The following is a 19,320-nucleotide window of genomic DNA, read 5'->3' on the forward strand; positions in this document are numbered from 1 at the left end:
ATTGATTTTTATTATAAAATCCTAAATGAAGACTTGAAAGAAGACATAGTAGTTCCTACAAATTACGTCACATTACACATTTTTAACGGTAGGTAACTATGATTCTGAAAGAAGTTGGAATTTGAACTTTGCAGATTGATTCTTTAAACGTGGGAACTACCACAAAACTTAGGTTTTTCTATAAAATGATGTAGAAATTCATACTTTTAGAAAATTTTTACTCGTACCGAATTCACGTTTTTTAAATATTCAATTTTAGTGATTGGAGTTCCTACATTTTCGGAATTTATCTATAAAATTTGGATTTGTTAGAATATGAGCTGCAGATTCAGTTTCTCAAACAAAATCCTTTTATTATAGAAATTTTTTGTGGTAGTTCCCACATTGTAAGACTTAAACGGAAAGATTAAGTTTTATAGAGAGAATTTCTTACACCGAATCAAGTTATTTGGAACCTAAATTAGAGAACTCCATGTTCTTTTAGGATTTTTTCGGAAAGCCCAATAATTTCTAAAACTGTTTTTAGATCGATTCCCTTAGAAAGCATTTTACTGGCATCTTCTAACTGAGCTCAATGCTTCTTTACATACCTTCTAAAATGAGTCTTTTGCAGTAGTGTATGATTCTAATTTAGATCTTTGGAAAATTTTATTGAGTTCTGGAGTTTTAAAATCTCGAACCCAATCAATATACAATAACAGTTACCCGGACGCATGAAAATAATACCAAGTTATTAACGGCTGAATTTACGAAAAAAATAGTGGTACTTAAAAAATACCGCAAATTCGGGATTTACTGCATTTTAAAGCAGGATCAAAATATTCAAATTTTTGAAACAATCTAACCCAAGTATTCTATTCATGCGTCCGAGTAGTAAGATTGAACTCTTTTTGATTCTTCTTGGATCTCTAATAATAGAAAAAAAAGTCAGGGTAAATGAGAGAAAAATTTTAAGTCACCTTCTTGAATCTTTTGAACGCCCCCAGAGTGACTTAAAAAATAATACTTTCTAATTTATCTTTTAGTTCTATCGTCTTTAGATCAAATAAGTCTATTTTAAAATTGGGCATAAATTCTTTTAGAATATCGATCTCTTGATTTGTTAAAACAAATTGATCTAAAAATCGATTTCCTAACTTCCATTCTTTTTCACCGTGATAAAATACGAATGGAATTACAATGGAAATGGATTCTACGTTTTTGTACTGGTTTTGATAGATTTCTGTAAGATAACCGAGTAGTTGTATATAGATAGAGTTCTCTAAATAACTTTAATTTTTAAAAAGTAGATACACATTCGTTTTGTTTCCAGACTTGAAACAATAAATCGGTTTGTTCTTGTTTAAGTTTTTCTGAAATAAAACTGGATTCTAAGTTTTCTAAATCCAGTAATTTCACTACTTCTGGTGGTAATGTGTTTTTAAAAAAATATGGCTGCTTCTTTTTTATCCTGAAAAGTTTCTCGGATCAATCGTGAGGATTGTTGACTTGGTCATTGTATCGAGTATTCTCTCATACAAAAATTTCCAGAAGGATGTTTGTATTCTTTTTTAAGAGTTGTACTTTTACCAACGGCTGCAGAACGAATTCCAAACTTATCCATCATTTCTTTTTGACCGCAAGTAGGAGTGATTACAAGTGCGGACGAAAATTCTTCCCAAGATTTCCATTTGTGTCTTGAATCGTTTCTATATTTACCTTTTGAGAGAGTTTTCATTCTCATCAACAGATCGATTTCAGATGCGAGTAATCTGCCTTTTTTGTCGAAGTTAAATTCTTCATGAAACCCGTTGAAAACGATATATTTTCCTTCTGGCGAAATTTTTGCTGTTAAATCTTTTGCAGGTTGAAATAGATCCGTCCTAAAACCCTTCAGACAAAAGTATTGAACTTTTTCAAAACTGTCGCTTAACAATCCACCTTCTCTTACATACAAACTGCTACTCCAAATAAACACTACGGTTCCGAAGACGATCGCAGCGTATTTTAGTTTTTTAGAATCTTCTTCTATAAAGCGGAAAACCCAAAGTGAAAAAATTGTAAACAAAGTGGGTAAAGGAGCAAATACGTGACGTAACTGTTTGTTACCTGTGGTGGCGTCTATAACCAAGTATTGCAAAAATAAAATACTCGTAACCGCGACTAATGGATCTTTTAATGTTTGCGAGACAGAATAAAAAAAGTTTCCTTTGTTTTTTATTCGAAAGAATATTAAAATTAAAGCAAATACTCCGAAAAAGAAGATTCGAAAAATCCAAGGTTCTTGGAAAACGTGACTGACTGGGATCGTGGAAGAGGGGGCGGAAAACAAGGCTAAGATAAAACTTTTTACGAACTCGTTTACGATCATCTGAGCGTTGATCAGGCTCATTACCCTGTCTGGGTTACTAAAAATCCAAGCTAAAGAAGGAGCGATTGCATACAAATAAAGTACTCGGATGGAAGACGGAGCGATCTTTTTCCATTCTTCTCTTCTTGTGTAAAGAAAAAGGTTAAAATCGATGAATAATAACACCGTACAATAATAGATTACGAGTTTGAATTTTCTTTGATCTAAGTTGATGTTTGTAGTAGCCCTCAAAACGGGAAGGGAAAGGACGAGTAAGACGACAAATACTATAAAAATTCTTCTGACACCTCTGTATCTTTCGTTTAATGAAAATTTTAAAATATTATAATATTCTTTGTTTTTTGAAATGAGTTCGTAGAAGAAAATTGCAATGAATAATAAAAGTCCGTATGGATATTTGGTAAAAAACAAACCAAAAAGAGAAAGGAAAACGGACAATTCGATTTTTTCTTTTTTCTCAAATGGATAACGAAACGAATCAGGGTAGGTAAAAGAATATACCTTATAAAGAGTATAATAAGTCCATAATAGAAAAAACATTCCCTGAGTTTCCAACATAGAAGATAAACTGTAGGAAGGAGTTTCTGTGGTGTGAAGAGTCAACGCCAAGGTTAAGATAGAAGTTAATCCCGCTTTCCATAAAGAACCGGTGATTTTATAAACGATATAAAGGATAGAAGGAAAACAAAGTCCGTAAAAAATGAGGCCCAACAAAGAATCTTTTTCTGTGATCGACATATCTCCAGGAATGATTAAAAGAATCAGAGAGAATAAAGAGCGAAGAGGGGGCCAAGTAGGGGATTCTAAAAATGGAAAAAAAGCCCTCCAAATTCTGAATTCTCTAAAATCTTGGTACTGATCTAAAACTACGTTTAGGCGAATATTTTCGTCCCAAGTCAAGATGTCCTTCAGGGTGCAGGTCCTGATAAAAATTTCCCAATGACGAAATCCCATATAAAACGTAAGACCCAAGGCAAACAAACACAACAAAATGCCTGGGATTAGGGATTTGTATTTTTTCATATTCAGCTCCAGAGTGGAAAATCCGGAAACGTTTAGGATTTTCTCTTCTTAGTCTTTTGTTTTTGAAAATTGGTAGAATAGACGTTTTCGATCACGTATAAAGGTCTGTTTTTAGATTCGTCGTTTACTCTACTTAAATATTCGCCGATCATACCTAACGCAAGAAGTTGTATTCCACCTAATATAAGCACTACGATCATCATGGAACTCCAACCGGTGATCGTTTCGGAAGTAAAAATTTTCAGATAAATGACGTATAACGCGTATATCGCTCCACAAAAGGCGGTAAAAAAACCTAAATACGAAGAAAGTTTAAGGGGCGCCGAGGAGAAGGAAGTGATTCCGTCTAACGCGAACTTGAGCATTTTAGCGACGGAAAATTTTGTGCTACCTTCGAAACGCTCTTCTCTTTCGTATTCAAGTCCTGTCTGTTTGAATCCGATCCAAGAGATAAGTCCTCGGATATAACGGTGTTGTTCTCTCATGGAACAAAGAACGTCCGTGACCCTGCGGCTCATAATTCTAAAATCTCCAGTATCGATCGGAATGTCAAAACGAGTGATTCCTTTTAGGATTCTATAAAATACGTGAGCGGTTAAAAGTTTAAACCAAGATTCTCCCTGTCTTTTTTTTCGTTTTGCATAAACTACGTCATATCCTTCGAGTAACTTAGAATATAGATCGCATACAAATTCGGGAGGATCTTGTAGGTCTCCGTCCATCACCGCTACAGAAATTCCTAAAGCGGTGTCGATTCCTGCAGTGATTGCGGTTTGATGGCCATAGTTTCTGGAAAGATTGACTAATCTATACCCTTCCGTTTGAGAGCAGAATTTTTTCAGAACTCTAAAACTTTCATCTCTCGAGCCGTCGTTTACAAAAAGAATTTCTAGATCTTCTTTGCGAAAAAAATGTTTAGATGACAAAAGATTTTTTAAGACCCCAAGTCTTTTTGTAAGTTCCGGAATTGTTTTTTCTTCGTTGTAGATTGGAATGACTACGGAAAGGAGAGGAGGTCTTTCGGCCATAATATGTAACCGTAAGAATCACAGGAGTGGACTTTTTGTCCAGAAATATTCCCAGCGTTTCTAACAAACTATCGATTCAAAGGTTTTTATCGTCATTTTTAGTGCTCCGCGAAAAATTCTCTTTACAAATTGTCAGGAAATTAAACTATATTTGCATCCAATATCCAAGTCAGGGTTATGAAAATTAAAGTCACCACTAAAAACGACGTCCACATCATCAAGATTGAAGGGCCGATAAAAGCGGGAAATGAGTTCGAGTTAGGTCAGAAGATAGAAGAATATATTTCCAAAGGTGACGTTCCTAAATTTATCATCGATCTGAAAAAAGTTCCTTTTATTAACTCAGCCGGTTTAGGTATGTTTTTGAATATATACAAACACATAGACGGCTTAAAAGGTAGAATGGTTTTTACCAACTTAAATTCCGATATTGAAAATCTAATGGAGATTACGAAACTTGCGAGCATCTTCGAAATTTATAAGACTCTCGAAGAAGCACTTGAATCCTTCGAATACTAATTGATCCTCTTTATAAAAAGTAAGTGGAAATATTTAAACGTCATTTTCAAAAACATAAAACAGTTTATTTTTTCCTACTCAGTCTATTCATCATTTACAAACTTGTCTTTAACCGTTATACGGGACAGCTTTTACTTCCCAAAATATTGCAGGGTTCTATACGAGGCTCTGCTAACTTTACTGTAACTAAATTTTCTCTTTTTTATGGGATTGCGTTTGAAGACTTAGTACTCAAATCAGATTCAACTTTTGAAGAACGCCCGGTTCTTTCCGTAAAAGAGTTGGAACTTTCTTACAATTTACCTTGGATTTTATTGGGAAGGGCGAAATTATCTAAAATTGCAATCGTAGGACTTAAGATAGATCTCAGACAAAAAAGTGGAGAATGGAATCTATCAAAATTATTTCCTACTTCTTCTCAACCTTCTGAGGAAGAAAAAACGTCATCTTCTTCTTTAGAAGAAATATCTACGATCCTTCCTGTCAGCGCCTATCTCAATTTAGAACTAAGAGATATATTTGTACACGTTTCGTCCGAGGCTGGTTTATCTTCTTACAAAGCAGGATTGGAAGGATTTTCTCTTGCCTTTGAGTTGGATACGGTTCGATTTCGAAAAATTCCTTTGAACGTTCGGATTCTTCAGTTAATCGACGTTATACGATTTAAAATGAATCCTGAAAAAACGGTTCGAATCTATTTCGAAGATAATTCTAAGTCGTTAGATCAACCGTTTAGACTTGGATTGGAATTGTCTCGGGATCTATCGATTCCAGGAGGAGTGTTCCTATCCCAAGCAGATATAGGCGCGGATTCAATTCCTATAAAAGTACAAAATAAATTACTCGCTCCTTTTGGTTTTGGTCTCAGATATAAACTCGGTTATTTGGAAAAAGAAGATAAACTCAAACTAGAAAACTTAGAATTAAAAGTAAACGAAGACGTTTGGTTATCTGCTGCGGGAGAAATGGTCGGAGTTTCCTCTAAAGAAAGAAACGTTCAATTTGGGATTCAAAAGTCTTTAATTCGTTTAAAACCTCTTTCCGATTTTTTATCTACGATTCCGGGAATTCCTAAGATGAAATTGGACGGAGAATTGAGTCTGGCTCCGATTACAATTTCTGGAAAGGACACTCGATTGAAAGTGGAAGCAGATATTGGAGCAAAGGATCTTTTGATTTCTATCGGTGGAAAAAATCATAAAATTCCTAAGTTAAAACTTTTAGCCGATTTTATACTTCATCCATTTACTCAAGAAACACCTAACGCTAGTAAACCGGTTCCTATACTTGAAAATCTTAGATTAAAAGAACTGTCACTTGACTATAATGGGATTCAATTATCAGCGACCGGAAACATACTAAGAGGTTCCCAGTTAGATTTGGATTTTGGGGTTCAAAATTTAAATCTCTCGGATTATGTAAAGACCTTAAACGGAGTTTTGGGTCTAAAAATGAAGGCTACAGGAATATTCAATTCTTTGAATGTAGATGGAGCCGTTCAACTTTCTGGTTTTCGTTTCCCAATGGGAAGAGGAAAGTCGTCTCCGATTCCGGTAAATTTGGATCTAAAATCCAGAATTCAATTTTCAAAACCATTTATCCCCGATTCGGTTCTTTTAGATTCTATTTCGATTTCTACCAAAGGTTTGGAAGGAAAGGAATCTCTTAAAATTTCATCTATTGGAAATTTGGGTTTGGGAAAAGGATTTAGTATGAATCTAAATTCTTTAGTAATTAAAACGGAGTTAGATCGCCTAACACCTACACTTCCATTTTCTCTTAGAGAAAGTCTGGCTCCTGTCAGAAATAATTTAGGAAATCAAATCATTCTAACCGGAGGGTTGAACTATTCTATTTTTGAAGGTGCACAATCCGTATCAGGTAAACTTCTATTTGATTTGCCTGGAATTCAGATAAGAGATCTTAGAATGGATCTGAATCTGAAGATAGCAAAAGATTCTTCTATTACTCTTTCTAATTTTGATCTTACTGCTTTTCAATCTAAGTTTAGAATCGTGACCAGTGGGGTTTTGAAAAAGGTTCCGGAAGGGGGAGTTTTCGGAGATTTGATTCCTGACTTAGAGGGAAATATACAATTAGGATCGGATAAACCGACTTATCTTTTTAAGGGGATCAATTTCGAGGGGCTTTTTGCAATTCGTTTCCGACTTAAAAATTCGATTGCAAGCGGGACTTTGATTTCTAAAAACTCTAACTTCGGTTATGCGAATGAGTTTTGTCCCGGTGAAGATTGTAAACTCTATCGAATCGAAGGTTTGGATACTGAGTTTTCGTTTGTACACGATCTCTCTGTTAAAACTACTCGCAATCTTATCGATGGAAATAAGGAAAAATTTATTCGTACTTATGGAAGAATTCCCGCTTCTAACTTTACGATTAAACAGATTATCGGGACTCATCCCTCCATCAGCGGAATCCCTTTTGACTACGTAAAACCTAAAAATGGTCAGCCCGGTTTGTCAGCCAGAATCGATTATTCTGAGAACTTTCTTAAATTAGAATATTTGAAAGTGTTTACTTTAGACGGTCTTATCAATGGAAAAGACATACTCGTAAATGTGGGAGGAGGAGATCCAGAAAAGATGGAATATAGTGCGGTTGTTCAAATAAAGGACATCGACCTAAAACAACTTCTTCCACCTAAAAGGAGATCCAAGATAGACGACGGAAAAATCAAAGCGGATTTAAACGTGTCTGGTAGAAATTTGGCGGACCCTATCCCAAATGTAAATCTATTCTTCAGCGTTTTTCAAATAGGTCAGGATTTTGCAAAAAGTGCAGTAAATATTTTTACACCTTCGAACGTATTCACTGACTTTATCTATAACAGTTATGCTGTGGACAAAATCGAAGTGGAGTTGTCAAAGGGATTAGTCTACGCGGTTATCGGTTTTAAACGTTCCGTTTTGAATACGATTATCAATTTAGAAAATAGCCAGATCTCTCAACAGAGAATGCCTCTTGCAAATTTCCTTAAAAGGGCAAGATCCGAAGTGGATACGTATCGATGAAAAGGGGATAAAATTGAAAAATCAAAATATTTTAATATTCTTATTTTTTGTTTCAGGTATTTTTTTGACGGATTGTGTCATTAAATCTCCTTTGATTACGTTTACTCAAACTCAGACAGCCGCGGAAAAACAGATGATCGGAGAAGATCGTATTTTGGAAAAAGACGGTTGGCTCATTGCTTCTGTCAAAAATTCCTCTGCGGGTGCAGAAGTTTGGAAAAAAGATTTTTCGGGCGAGAATTATACTTTAGGAGATAAAAATATTCTAATGTCCTTAAGGGCTCTCGCTTATTTGGCTCCGGAAATTAGAACCTGGAAGGAAGAAGGTTTTTTGGCAGAAGGGTTGGACGGTAAACTTAGAATCAATCCGGCTGCTTCCGAGGCAGGAATTAAAAATGAACTTTCCAAAGCCGAGGTAAAGTCCAGGCTCGAATCTTTGATTTCTCTTACCAATGAACATAGAAATAAAGTGGTTTTTAGTCGTTTCGAAAACGATTCTAAAACTGCTTCTAAAGAAAAGTCAGAACATTTAAAACTAACTTGGTATCGACTTGTAGAAAAAGGTGAATACTATGAAAAGTCTCCTGGCAAGTGGATTCGTAAGGAGTAGATTATGGTTCGATTTGGAATCTGCTTCTTTAGTTTTTTCTTTTTTTATCATTGTTCTATTTTTCGAGCGGCTTCCAGAATTAAACCTTTGGAATTCAATTATACTTCTATCGCCGTAAATTATTTTACTCCTGAAAATGAAAAACCGTTTCCTCTTACTGTGCAGCGAGGAAATAATTTATACAATTCTACCACGGCAGACGGAAGTTATCTTTTTTATACAACCGGTCAAAAGGGAAACTACGATATTTGGTTTAGGGATTTGAAAAGTTCGATTACGGTTCCGGTTACTACTCATCCCGCTCCTGAATATAAACCTGCAATCAGTCCAGACGGAAAGAAGTTGGTCTTCGTGTCCGAACAATACGATTCTTCGGGAGATTTAATTTTACTTAAAATGAATCCGGGTTTGTGGGCGGATAAGATCCTTCAAGGAAAAAGATTTATAAATTCGGACTTTATAATATTAACAAATTCTAATTTTTCTGATACAGGTAAAAAAGATTCTTATGTAGATACGGATCCTTTTTTTGCACCGGATGGGCGTCATTTGGTGTTTTCCACGGATCGTCTGACTCCAGGAATTCAGAATTTAGTCGTTTTGGATACGGAAGGCAAGGAGCCGATGAAATTGCTGACTCAAAAGGGAGGGGCTTCTCCGTTTTGGTCCAAAGACGGTAAATCGATCGTTTATATTTCGTATCAAGACGGAGTTTTTGGAGATGTGTATCTTTTGGATCTTTCTTCTGGTAAAAACGAAAGACTTACCAAAGATTCTTATCTAAATTTTTCTCCGTCTCTTTCGGAGGATAAACGGTATTTGTATTATACTTCAATTCAAAACGATACAAATCGCAATGGTCGTTTGGACGAAAGAGACAATAGTTTAATCGTAAGAAAGGATCTAAAAACGGGTGTGGTTCGTAGGTTGACGTCTGGTAATGATTCTTTATTTGATTCTAGATTTTCTGCGTTTAATGGCGGTTCTATTTTATTTACTGCAGCATATTATGATACTCTAAATATCTATTTTATTCCGGCGTCTGGTTCTGTATCCAAAGAAAAGGATATCATTTCTCAATACGAACTTGCTTTGAAATACAAGGAAAAACAGAGTTTTGAAGATTTTCTTTTGGCTATAGACGCGATCGAATTTTATTTTTCGCAAGATCCTATTTATCCTTTGATCTTTTCTAAGGCGCTTCTTTTAAAATACGAGGAAGCAAAAAATTCCGGAAGAACCATAATTGCAGAAAACGCAAAGAAAGAAATTCTATCTTCTCGTTTAAACCCGGTTTATGGACTGGCTTATGGTTTATTTCTTTCTAATGAAAAAAAACTTACTGTTTCTATTCAGGAATTGAGGAAATACTACGAACAAATTCGCGTCATTTCAGATACCGGAAAAAATTTATTGGCTTCTCTTTTGGAAGAAGAGGGGGACTTGGCTCGAAAGTCGGGAGACTCTCAACATTCTTTAAAAGTATATGATGAAATTATAATTCATTATCCAGATTATTATAGGATTCGAGATGTTTATCGAAAGTCGGGAGATCTACAGTATAAAAACGCTCATCTAAATCATTATAAAATTCCGGAACCGTTTTTCAGGGTAGCAAATGATTTGAGCGCTGGGAAAGAGGATTTAAAACTTTTATACGAACGGATTGATGGAGAAGTGGTCGTAGGAAAAAGTTTTTCGGAAAAAATAAACGCCTCCGAAATTTCGATCGAATCTAATTCTCTTGAAAATAAATCTCCTAGGTTGTTTCAATATTTTTTATATATTAAATCTCTAGGCTTAAACGGAAAAGGTTCTTTCGAAGAAAGTAATTCTTTATTGAATACGTTTTTGTCCAAGGTTGCCAAAAGTGATCCACTTTTTTTAAAAATACATCTTCTAAAATCGAATAATTTTAAAGGATTGGGAGAAGTTCAAAAATCCTTTGACGAACTTAGAATTTATTTGGAAGAATACGATCCTCTTTTAGGCGTAGACTTAGAAGAAAAAGAGATAGAACGTTCTTTTATTTATTTTGAAAATAAAGCGAGGGATCACGATCGAAGAGGAAACCTTCAAGACGCTGCATTTCATTACTTTTATAATACCGAAAATATGTTTTTAGTAAAAAGCAGAAACCTATTTCTGGAAAGCCTTTATAAGGAATTTGCGGTTTATTATCAAAGGATGATGGTGGATGCGGTATTTAAATTGTCTGGTTCTCTAAGTGAAGAAAGAAAAAAAGCCCTTTTGAATCAATTGGATGTGATTGATATTGCTAAGGTCGACCCGCTTGCTGAAGAAGGCCTTGTTTATATCAATCAATACTATAAGGAAGCCGTTCCTAGAGCCAGACCCGTTTTGGATCTAGCTACGTTATACGGCTATTCGTATTATTTGATCAACCGAAGTGTAATTCGCGAAACGTATTACAATTCTACTAAATCGATGACTTCTTCTAAAAAAGAAGAGATCCTAAGAGATTTTAAACAAGCTGAATATGAGTTACGATGGATTATTTTTGCAGACCCGAGGTATTACGAGGCTTATCAACTTTTAGGTTGGATGTATCAGTATGTGGATATATTAAAAAATAGAAAGTCCGGAGAAGATCAACCAAGCGATGAAGAGAAGTATATAAGTGTTTATGAAAAATATTTTCCCGAAAAGAATTTCGAAGAAAACATAGAATTATACAGCCAGGTTCTGGAACTTTTAGGAGATAATTTTGAAAATAAAAAGGCTCTTTCCGATCTGAGATTGAATCTTGGAAATAATTATTTTCTACTGAAAAATTATCCTAAAGCAAACGAACAGTATTCCAAAGTGGATTCACTTTCGGATTATATTATTTCTAAAACACAGTTCGAAGATTATCGTCAAAAGGCGATCTTTCTTTTTAACTCTGCGAGGTCTTCCATTTATGTGGCCGATTATAAATCCGCGATTCAAAAATTAAAAGCGGCTTCTGATATCTACTTTAGAAACGAGTCTAAAAAAACGATCGTTGGAAAAGACAGCGCAGAAAAACTAGAACAGTATAAACTCAAACTTGCTCTTTTATTCACGTTAACCGGTCTTTCCTATATGGAAGCAGGAGAATATTCTAACGCGATTCCTTATTATAAGGATGCACTTTCTTTAAATGGAGAAAATGGATGGATCGATCCGGTTAATCTTCATAATGGTCTGGCGCTTTGTTATCAAAAATTAGGAAAGTATAAATTATCAGAATTGCATTTAACCAAAGCCGATAAAATTGTCGACGATCGAGTCGGAACTGGTTGGATTCCGAGAGGAGTTAAACTCGCTTTTTGGGATTATTTTTGGGACTGGGTTTGGGAAGTTGCTCTGCCGGATGGAGTTCGGATTTCTGGGGAAGGAAGATTTCCGGAAGCTATTTCTCCTAAGTTTCAACCTTTGATGACAAGTGGAATTCGAGTAAATAATTTAATCGCCTCGATGGAAATCGATGGAGCTATTAAAGAAATTAATTCCAGACTTGCTTATGTGAAATCTAAGAGTTTAGGAACCACGTTAGCTGGTTCTTTGATTGGAGCCAATTCTTTAAATGATTTAGGGTATTTACATTTTAAAAGGGATGAATTCAAAAATGCTATTGATGTTTATGAACAGGCCGAAAAATTTGAAACCGAAAAAGGATTTGCAGCTAAAGCTAGAACTTCCTTTAAAAGAAAACTTTATTCCTACTTTGGTCATTTAGAAAATACAAACGAGGATCCAGAGCTTGAATTGAGAACTTTAGGTTCTGCGGCCGAACGTATTCTTTCCTCTAAATCTGATTTTATCAAAGGTTGTTTGGGGGATGTTCAGTATCAAGAAGAGTTAATATATTCCGAAACTAAAAAATGTATATTAAAATTTTATAATTCCTTTTCGGATCACGATCCTACTTTGGCTCTGATTTATTACTATCAGGGGGAACAATTTTTTAGAATGGGGAACTTTGTAGCCGCTTTTGAATTTTTTGGAAAATCTGCAGGGCTTTTAGAAAATCCGTCCTTGGTTCCTAAAGAAGTAGTAGGTCTAGCCGATGACCCGTATTCTAGAAAAGAAAGACTTTCTTATTCGATCAGCAGAGCCAATCTTTACGTTCGATTGGAAGACTCACAAAAAGCAATCTCTCTTTTAGAGCTGGCATCCGAAACCGCAAACGAATTTTATTATATTCAAGAATGGATCGAGGCATTGGTGACCCAAGCGGAGATTTTCAGAAAAGAAAAAAATGATTTTAAAGCTAAAGAAAAAATCGATAAAGCTAGTGCTCTTTTATTGTCTCATCCTCATTTAATAAGTGAACTTAAGTATTTTAGAATATATAAACTTTTTAAAATTCAGTCTGAGCTTAACTTTCAATCTGGAAAGTTTTCGGACGGATTTAAAAGTTTGGATCGACTCCATAAATTAAAACTCTATCGTCAATTTATTAAGATTCCTCACGAATCAGAGGATCCAAATTTTACGGAAGACATAACAAAACTACAGAACTTGATCAAAAAACAGAAGTTTTACTATTCTGCGATCCAAAATGCGTTAGAAAAAAAGGAAAAGTCCGAAAGTTTACTTAAAAAATACGTTCAACTTTCTAAGGATTTAGAAAAAGAATTAGGGGTTATCAGTCGTAAAAACCAGGACTTGGACGGTTATTTGGGAATATTTATCGAAGAACCTTCTGTAACTTCTTTGTTGGATGTAAATGAAGGTTATCTTAGAATTGAGTCTGCGGAAGATAAGATAAGAATCTATCGAGCAACTTCGTACACTGAAGAATATTTGGTGAATACTGGGAAGTTGGAAGAAGTTTTGAATCAGATTTCCAACTCTGGAAAAATTCCTTTTGTCTCTAAAAAAATTTGGTTTGTTCAGCTTGGGGATCGTATTGACTTTGAAAAAATTCGAAATTTTCTTCCAGAAAAATTTTCTCTAGTTTTTAGACCTTCTCATTTGAAGCCAGTTCGGGAAAAGGATCGAAGAACAACGCGTAACGTTGCAATCGTAGATGGATCACCTAATTTTAAATCTTCTCTTTCTGTAAAAAAGATTACTCCAAATCAGATATTTTCTATACATTTAGATACGGATATGCTTGTATCTCCATTTCCAAATATAAACGAAGATAATTCTTTTGGGGAAAGTTTATCCGAAAAAAATCTTGCAGTTCGTGATCTTTTTCACAATCAAAATGAAATTTCTTCGGCACTCTTTTATGAACAAACAAAACCACATCTTGGAAAAATTTCCGAACTTTACGAGGTGTTAAATGCATCAGGAATTCGTAATGTTGCAATTTGTAATGCGAGTGATTCTTGTGCCACCGCTTTTCCCGAAAAGATATTTTCCGGAGAAATTTCTGGAAGTTTATTTTTGGGTTCCAGTGTATTAAGAAAAAAAGATGTGTTTATATCTTTGGAAAATCTGAGTTTGTTGGTTCGGGAAAATGAAAGGAAAGACAATGTAAGAGAGGCGTATACACACGCTTTTTCGTATCGCTCTTTTTTAAAAAAGGAAGATATGTTTTTGGCCGCGGAATTGGATGTTCTTCGTCTAAAGTGGAAACTTTCCCCCCAAGTTACGATGGAAGAAATCTACGGTGATCTTTTGCAGAATACAAAGTTGGAAACAGTAAAAGATTCGATTTTATTTTCCGCGCTTTTGAACTGTTATCTAGATAAAAATCTTTCTGATTGTAATTCTTATTCTTTCGAAGATATAACCGATTTTCAAAAAAGAAATTTATTAAAAAATTTGTATCTATTGAAAAATGGTATTTCTGTAGAACCCTTATCCTTAAAAGTTTCGGATAAAACCGTTTTTTCTTTTTACGACCCTTATTTATATTATAAGAATATTCTAAAAATTGCAAGAGCTAATTACGAGCCGGAACTAGGGGAGTTTGCCGGTAGACTCGCGCTTGAATTTACTCATGATCCAGACGAAATAATAGCTGTAGAAGAAATCCTTCAAGGATTGTACGCTCAGAAGTATTTTTTACAAGGAAGTGCACTTTCTAAAAATCAAATTCGTAGAAAAGAAGAATTATATTTGATTCTTTCCGGAAACTGGAAAGAAGCGCTTAGAATTTTAAAAGAAAAAGAAGCCGAAGAAGATACTGGAAAATTTAGAGAAAGATTATTTCGAAATTGGAGAAGAGAAATTACGGGAGCTTGGTTTTCTCCTTATTCTCTTTATTCAGAGGTCTACGGAAATTCTTCTAAATTGTTCGAGTCTTTGGATGCGGAAGAAAGAAGTCTTTTATATCATTTGATTTTATATTCTATTCCGTTTCAAGAAAACGAAGAGTTGGACTTACTCACCGAATCCTTGGTGGAATACGAGTGGAATACCGGAGCAAAATCTAGGGCTCTACGTATGGTGCTTGGTTATTCTCAAGCCCTGTTTTCGAGGGGAGAGTTATCTAAAAGTAAGGATTGGATGGATAAAATAGATTCTCGTTATAAGACGGAATCAAAAAGTATATTCAGAGATAAGAATATTCTAAATAATAAATTACTTTTTCATTTGGGTAAGATTTCTTCCGTTGCCGAAGGAGATGAAAAAACGGAATGGCTTTTACTCTACGAAAAGGCGGCTTCTAAACCTCCGAATGAATTTGTAGAATTTCTAAATTCTACGATCAGATCCAAACGTGGAAATCGTTTTAGTTCTAAGGAAAGGACGGAGCTGTTGGATTGGATCGTGTATTTACAAAAACTTTGTTTTAAGAAAAATAATTCAGAAGTATTCTTTGATTTAGTTTTGGCAAAAGATCTCTTATCTCTTACTCGTCCCGTGGTATTAAATTCAATTCCCGATTATAAAGACATTCCTACTTTTGTTGCCGTTGCTGACAAACTTAAAGAAAAACTTCCCGCGGATCAAGAATTTCTTGCAGTGACAGATTTGGGGCTTGAAACCTTTTATATCCGTTTTTTAAAAGGAAAATCTAAAGGAGATCTTGCGTTTAAAGACAACCGTAAACTCAGGGCTTCTTTGTTTCAATATTTAGAAGAGGCGGCGAAAGGTGGTTACGAGGTTTTACTTAGGGAAGAACTTGAAAACGAATATAGAAGAAACGTTAAACTTGCAAAAAATAAACTTACCTATCTCTATTTGAGTTCGTATCATTTTAGGATTCCTTTGGTTCCAAGAACGGAGGATAAATTTTATCTGGTAAATGATCCTCAGTCTTTAGTTTCCAATCCAATTGTTTCTACAAAGGAAGAATTTAGTCCTGAATATCGAATTCAATTTTTAGAAAATTCTAAACTTCCAGAAAGTTGGAAGAAGTCTTTAAAAGAACTTGAAGTTTTTGAGGCGGGTTCCGGTAAATTAGGTTCCGATTCTAAAAGTCGTCTTTATATTCTACAAGATCCTTTAGAAATTGTTGATCAGGTGCATTTAAGTTTAGGTGGAAAGGCGCTTGCAGATTCTTATGGCTCTCCGAAAAAAGGAAATTGGATTTTTACTTCTTCTTTTTTAGATGATGAATATTATGATATTATAAATTATAGGGATTCTTTTTATTGGATCTCTCAAAATTTTCAAAGTCCGGGTGTAATATTTATTGGAGAACAGACTGATACGGCCCACGTGGATTTTTTAAAACGTTTTACGAAACGGAGCTTGTCCAAGGTCCCACTTTATATTCGGTTCCAAGAAACGTTAGATGCAATTAAAGAAGCATATCCATTGGATCGAATTTGGAACGGTTATAGGCTTTATACGAATAGTATTATATTAGAAGAATAGATTTTAGATAAGGCTAAAGAATACATTTTAGGGGTGTTATTTTTATTACGCGCTTGTCCCAGAGCCGTCCTATGTGGTAACTACTACGAAAATTTAACGATATTAGAACTGCTCGAAAGTTTACAAATTGGCAGATGAAACTAATTTGTAGGAATTACTACATTTGATTAAAAATTTCTAAAGAATTATCATGTAAAATTTTTTGAAGTTTTGAGACAGGTTCTGATATAATTCGTTTGAACTCGGCTCATAAAAAAATCAAGAGCCAAGTTGAATCTATTAACGTGAGCTTAGTATAACGCGAAAGGGATCGATGCGAGGTCAATAAATTGAAAGTAAAGATGATATGTTATATAAAGTTCCCTATTTACAATTTATTGACCAGAGCTGAGAGCCCGGTCCGGCTGCCTGTGGCAAGCCGGATTCGCCCAGATCTACTTACATAGAACTCACGTTATATTAATCTTTTTTAATAATGTTTTTAGGTGATTATCTCTCACAAGGATTTAGTGCTACCTGATGTCCTGCAATATCTACATTACCTAAATTGTATCTGTTTATGTCTGTTCTATATGTGCCGTCTAAAGGGTTAAACGTTGGGGGACTGTGATCCCATTTGTTATTTCGAGCGGAAATAAACTGATACGAATTGAATTCGAAAGTTAGATCCGAGAATTCACTACAAGAAAGAATATTATTGCCTACACTTCCTGTAGGACCTCCAACTAAGTCAATTAAACCACTCGGAGCAACTTCAATTCCATTTCTGTTACGGTAAATTGTAAGATCCAGTTTAAACAATTTTGATTTTATATAAAAGCTGTTTAGAGTTTTAAGACTAAACGAGTATATCGAACATACTATTTTGCTTTTACCTCATACAACGATTAAAAAACATTCTATACTTTGTATTTTTGTTGGAGGTAGTTGTTGTAGGATGATTGTTTAATGAAAATTGTGATTTTGTTTAAATTATATTTTCTGAATATTTGATACATTGCAAGTCTAAAAACGACCTTTCCAAAGTTGGAAAGGTCGATTTACTCTAAAAGATTAATATCACCTAATACTTATTAGTTGCAAGGATTTGGAGCCAAAGAATATCCAGATATATCTATGGTTCCGTAAGGTCCCGGTCTGTATATATCAACTCCTTTTGGAAAATTTTGTGAGCTCTCATAGGTAGGAGGATTGTGATCCAATTTGATATTTTGTGCATAAAGTCTCGTGTTTATATCAAATAGAAACGTTAAGTCCATTTCTAAGCTGCAAGAAATAATATTATTTCCAACGCTTCCTTGAGAACCTCCGCCTAAATCCGCTTTACCTAGCGGACGGATGACAACTCCGTATCGGTTTCGATAAATCGTATTATTCTCTATTTTATTTTCGTAAGTAGTTCTATCTACAAAGATACCTACTCCATAGTTATAGTTAGGTGCTTTTTTGGAGCCGATAAAGTTTCCGCTGATAGTATGTCCTCCGGATGGTACGTTAGATGTGTTTGCAGGGAAAATTCCGATTCCTTGGGAGATTGTATTGTTTCTAATTTTAGAACCGTATGCTCTCAAAGCAATTGGGTTCTGTAAATTGAATCCAGCTATGGTAGAGTTTTCTCCGAGTAGGATTGTTTCTTTAAGATCATCTGCATGAAATTGAATTGTAGTTGGTTTTGGACCTGGATGGTTTCCTGATTTATCATAGAATAAAACGAAACCTAATCCTTTTCCTAATTCATCCCCAATCAGAGTAGCTCCATCCGGAATTCGAATTGGAAATTTTTCTCCGGTTTGTTCGGAGTATTCACCTGGTGCAACATGGACGTCGTGTCTGCCTCCTGCCAAAGCAATCGCTTTGGTGATGGTTCGAAGTGGTGCGCCCTTATTAGAGCCCGGCCAGTTATCATTTCCGATAACGTTATCTACATAGATAGGTATTCGGATAGTTAGACTCCGAGAATCATTTTGATCTGGATTAGATATGTACAAATTCGTTGGGTCGATAATTCCGGATAGAAGTGCTAAGTCGGATTCTTTACCTTCTTTTTCGTTTGTACAACCACCTAACAGTAAAATGATGCTAAGGCATAGCAATAAAAATCGTGTCATTGATTTCTCCTGATTTGGGCGACGATAAAAATTTTTTACTTCTCATCGTCAAATTAGCTCAATTAACAGATTTGTTTGGATATTTTTCACAAAAGTGAAAAAAGTTTTTCTTTCAAGGCGTAATGCTATAAAACAATTTATAAAATTATAAATATAAAATTTATTTTGATCTTTCAATATAATCGTTAAAGTCGTTTTAAACCCGAAAGTATGGTTAAAATACACCTAACGATTTATTTTTAATCTCCTAGAAGTGTATAGTTTCAAATTTGAATGAAAGCCGTTTAAGGCTTATACATTTTTTGAAAGATTTTGGGTGGTTTTTATTTTTATAATCCTCTCAATTTAGATGAGGCTTCTTACTTTTTGTTATATAGGTTTTTGGTTTGTTGGTAAGTTTCAAATTTCTTGATTGAATTGAATTTGATTGTAGTTTTACAAATCTAGATTTTACAAACTAACACTGAGAATGTAGGAACTATTACTGAGTTTGATCTAAGAGTTTGTCTCAACCAAAACCTCAAAAAATTTTATGTAGTAAAATTCTTTAGAAATTTTTAATCAAATGCACTAGTTCCCACATTTTTGTGAAACTCATCGGTTCTTCAGTGTCTCGCTTCTTGAACTCAATAAAACGCTTTCCTAAATTCAATGCAGCTCCCTATCATCACCAACCCCACAAGTATTTGGATCTCAATATAAATCTGTCGAAATTACGACAAATCCTCTGTAAAACTTAGTTCCCATCCCACAACGCGACCCATAGGAAAGCGTTGTGCTGAGTTTTCCAACGCGATTCATAGATTAGTATGATTCTTGGACGTAAGACAAGTCGAAGTGTGATACTCTTGAATCGACGGAGTCAAGAAGGCCGGTGGCA

At 34.8% G+C, this 19,320-nt stretch carries 8 protein-coding genes and 1 pseudogene; 4 read left to right on the forward strand and 5 right to left on the reverse strand.

What is annotated here, in order from left to right; translation table 11 throughout:
• Positions 1-992: 992 nt before the first annotated feature.
• The 3 genes and pseudogenes from BW942_RS22280 to BW942_RS19080 all read right to left on the reverse strand — a co-directional run bounded on the left by BW942_RS22280 (position 993) and on the right by BW942_RS19080 (position 4,401).
• Positions 993-1,471, reverse strand: a pseudogene (locus tag BW942_RS22280) (Rpn family recombination-promoting nuclease/putative transposase).
• 21 nt (positions 1,472-1,492) lie between these two features.
• On the reverse strand, positions 1,493-3,373 hold the full coding sequence (locus BW942_RS19075) for a hypothetical protein (protein WP_000760152.1): 1,881 nt from the start codon (positions 3,371-3,373) through the stop codon (positions 1,493-1,495).
• Between the two features lie 32 nt (positions 3,374-3,405).
• Positions 3,406-4,401 carry a glycosyltransferase family 2 protein gene (locus BW942_RS19080; protein ID WP_000840858.1) on the reverse strand — a complete coding sequence of 332 codons (996 nt, stop codon included), beginning with the start codon at positions 4,399-4,401 and terminating at the stop codon, positions 3,406-3,408.
• A gap of 177 nt (positions 4,402-4,578) precedes the next feature.
• Here BW942_RS19080 and BW942_RS19085 point away from each other — a divergent pair, with 177 nt between their 5' ends.
• Genes BW942_RS19085 through BW942_RS19100 form a run of 4 tightly spaced genes read left to right on the forward strand, consistent with a single transcriptional unit; the run spans position 4,579 to position 16,332 of the window.
• The gene (locus tag BW942_RS19085; protein ID WP_000695903.1) at positions 4,579-4,920 is read left to right on the forward strand and encodes an STAS domain-containing protein; all 342 of its coding nucleotides are present in this window, start codon (positions 4,579-4,581) and stop codon (positions 4,918-4,920) included.
• 23 nt (positions 4,921-4,943) lie between these two features.
• A complete protein-coding gene (locus BW942_RS19090) occupies positions 4,944-7,952 on the forward strand; it encodes an LIC_11026 family protein (protein ID WP_000402226.1) in 3,009 nt (1,002 codons plus the stop codon).
• A 13-nt stretch (positions 7,953-7,965) separates the two neighbouring features.
• Positions 7,966-8,562, forward strand: coding sequence for a hypothetical protein (locus BW942_RS19095; protein WP_000795862.1), 597 nt, complete (start codon positions 7,966-7,968; stop codon positions 8,560-8,562).
• Positions 8,563-8,565: 3 nt separating this feature from the next.
• Complete coding sequence (locus tag BW942_RS19100) at positions 8,566-16,332, forward strand: PD40 domain-containing protein (protein WP_000251310.1); 7,767 nt, start codon at positions 8,566-8,568, stop codon at positions 16,330-16,332.
• 489 nt (positions 16,333-16,821) lie between these two features.
• Here BW942_RS19100 and BW942_RS19115 read toward each other — a convergent pair whose 3' ends face one another.
• Positions 16,822-17,133, reverse strand: a complete 312-nt coding sequence (locus BW942_RS19115) for a DUF1565 domain-containing protein (protein WP_000475337.1) — start codon at positions 17,131-17,133, stop codon at positions 16,822-16,824.
• Between the two features lie 272 nt (positions 17,134-17,405).
• The gene (locus BW942_RS19120; protein WP_000196638.1) at positions 17,406-18,440 is read right to left on the reverse strand and encodes an LIC10774/LIC10365 family surface protein; all 1,035 of its coding nucleotides are present in this window, start codon (positions 18,438-18,440) and stop codon (positions 17,406-17,408) included.
• Positions 18,441-19,320 lie beyond the last annotated feature (880 nt).

This window comes from Leptospira interrogans (assembly GCF_900156205.1).
Lineage (GTDB): Bacteria > Spirochaetota > Leptospiria > Leptospirales > Leptospiraceae > Leptospira > Leptospira interrogans.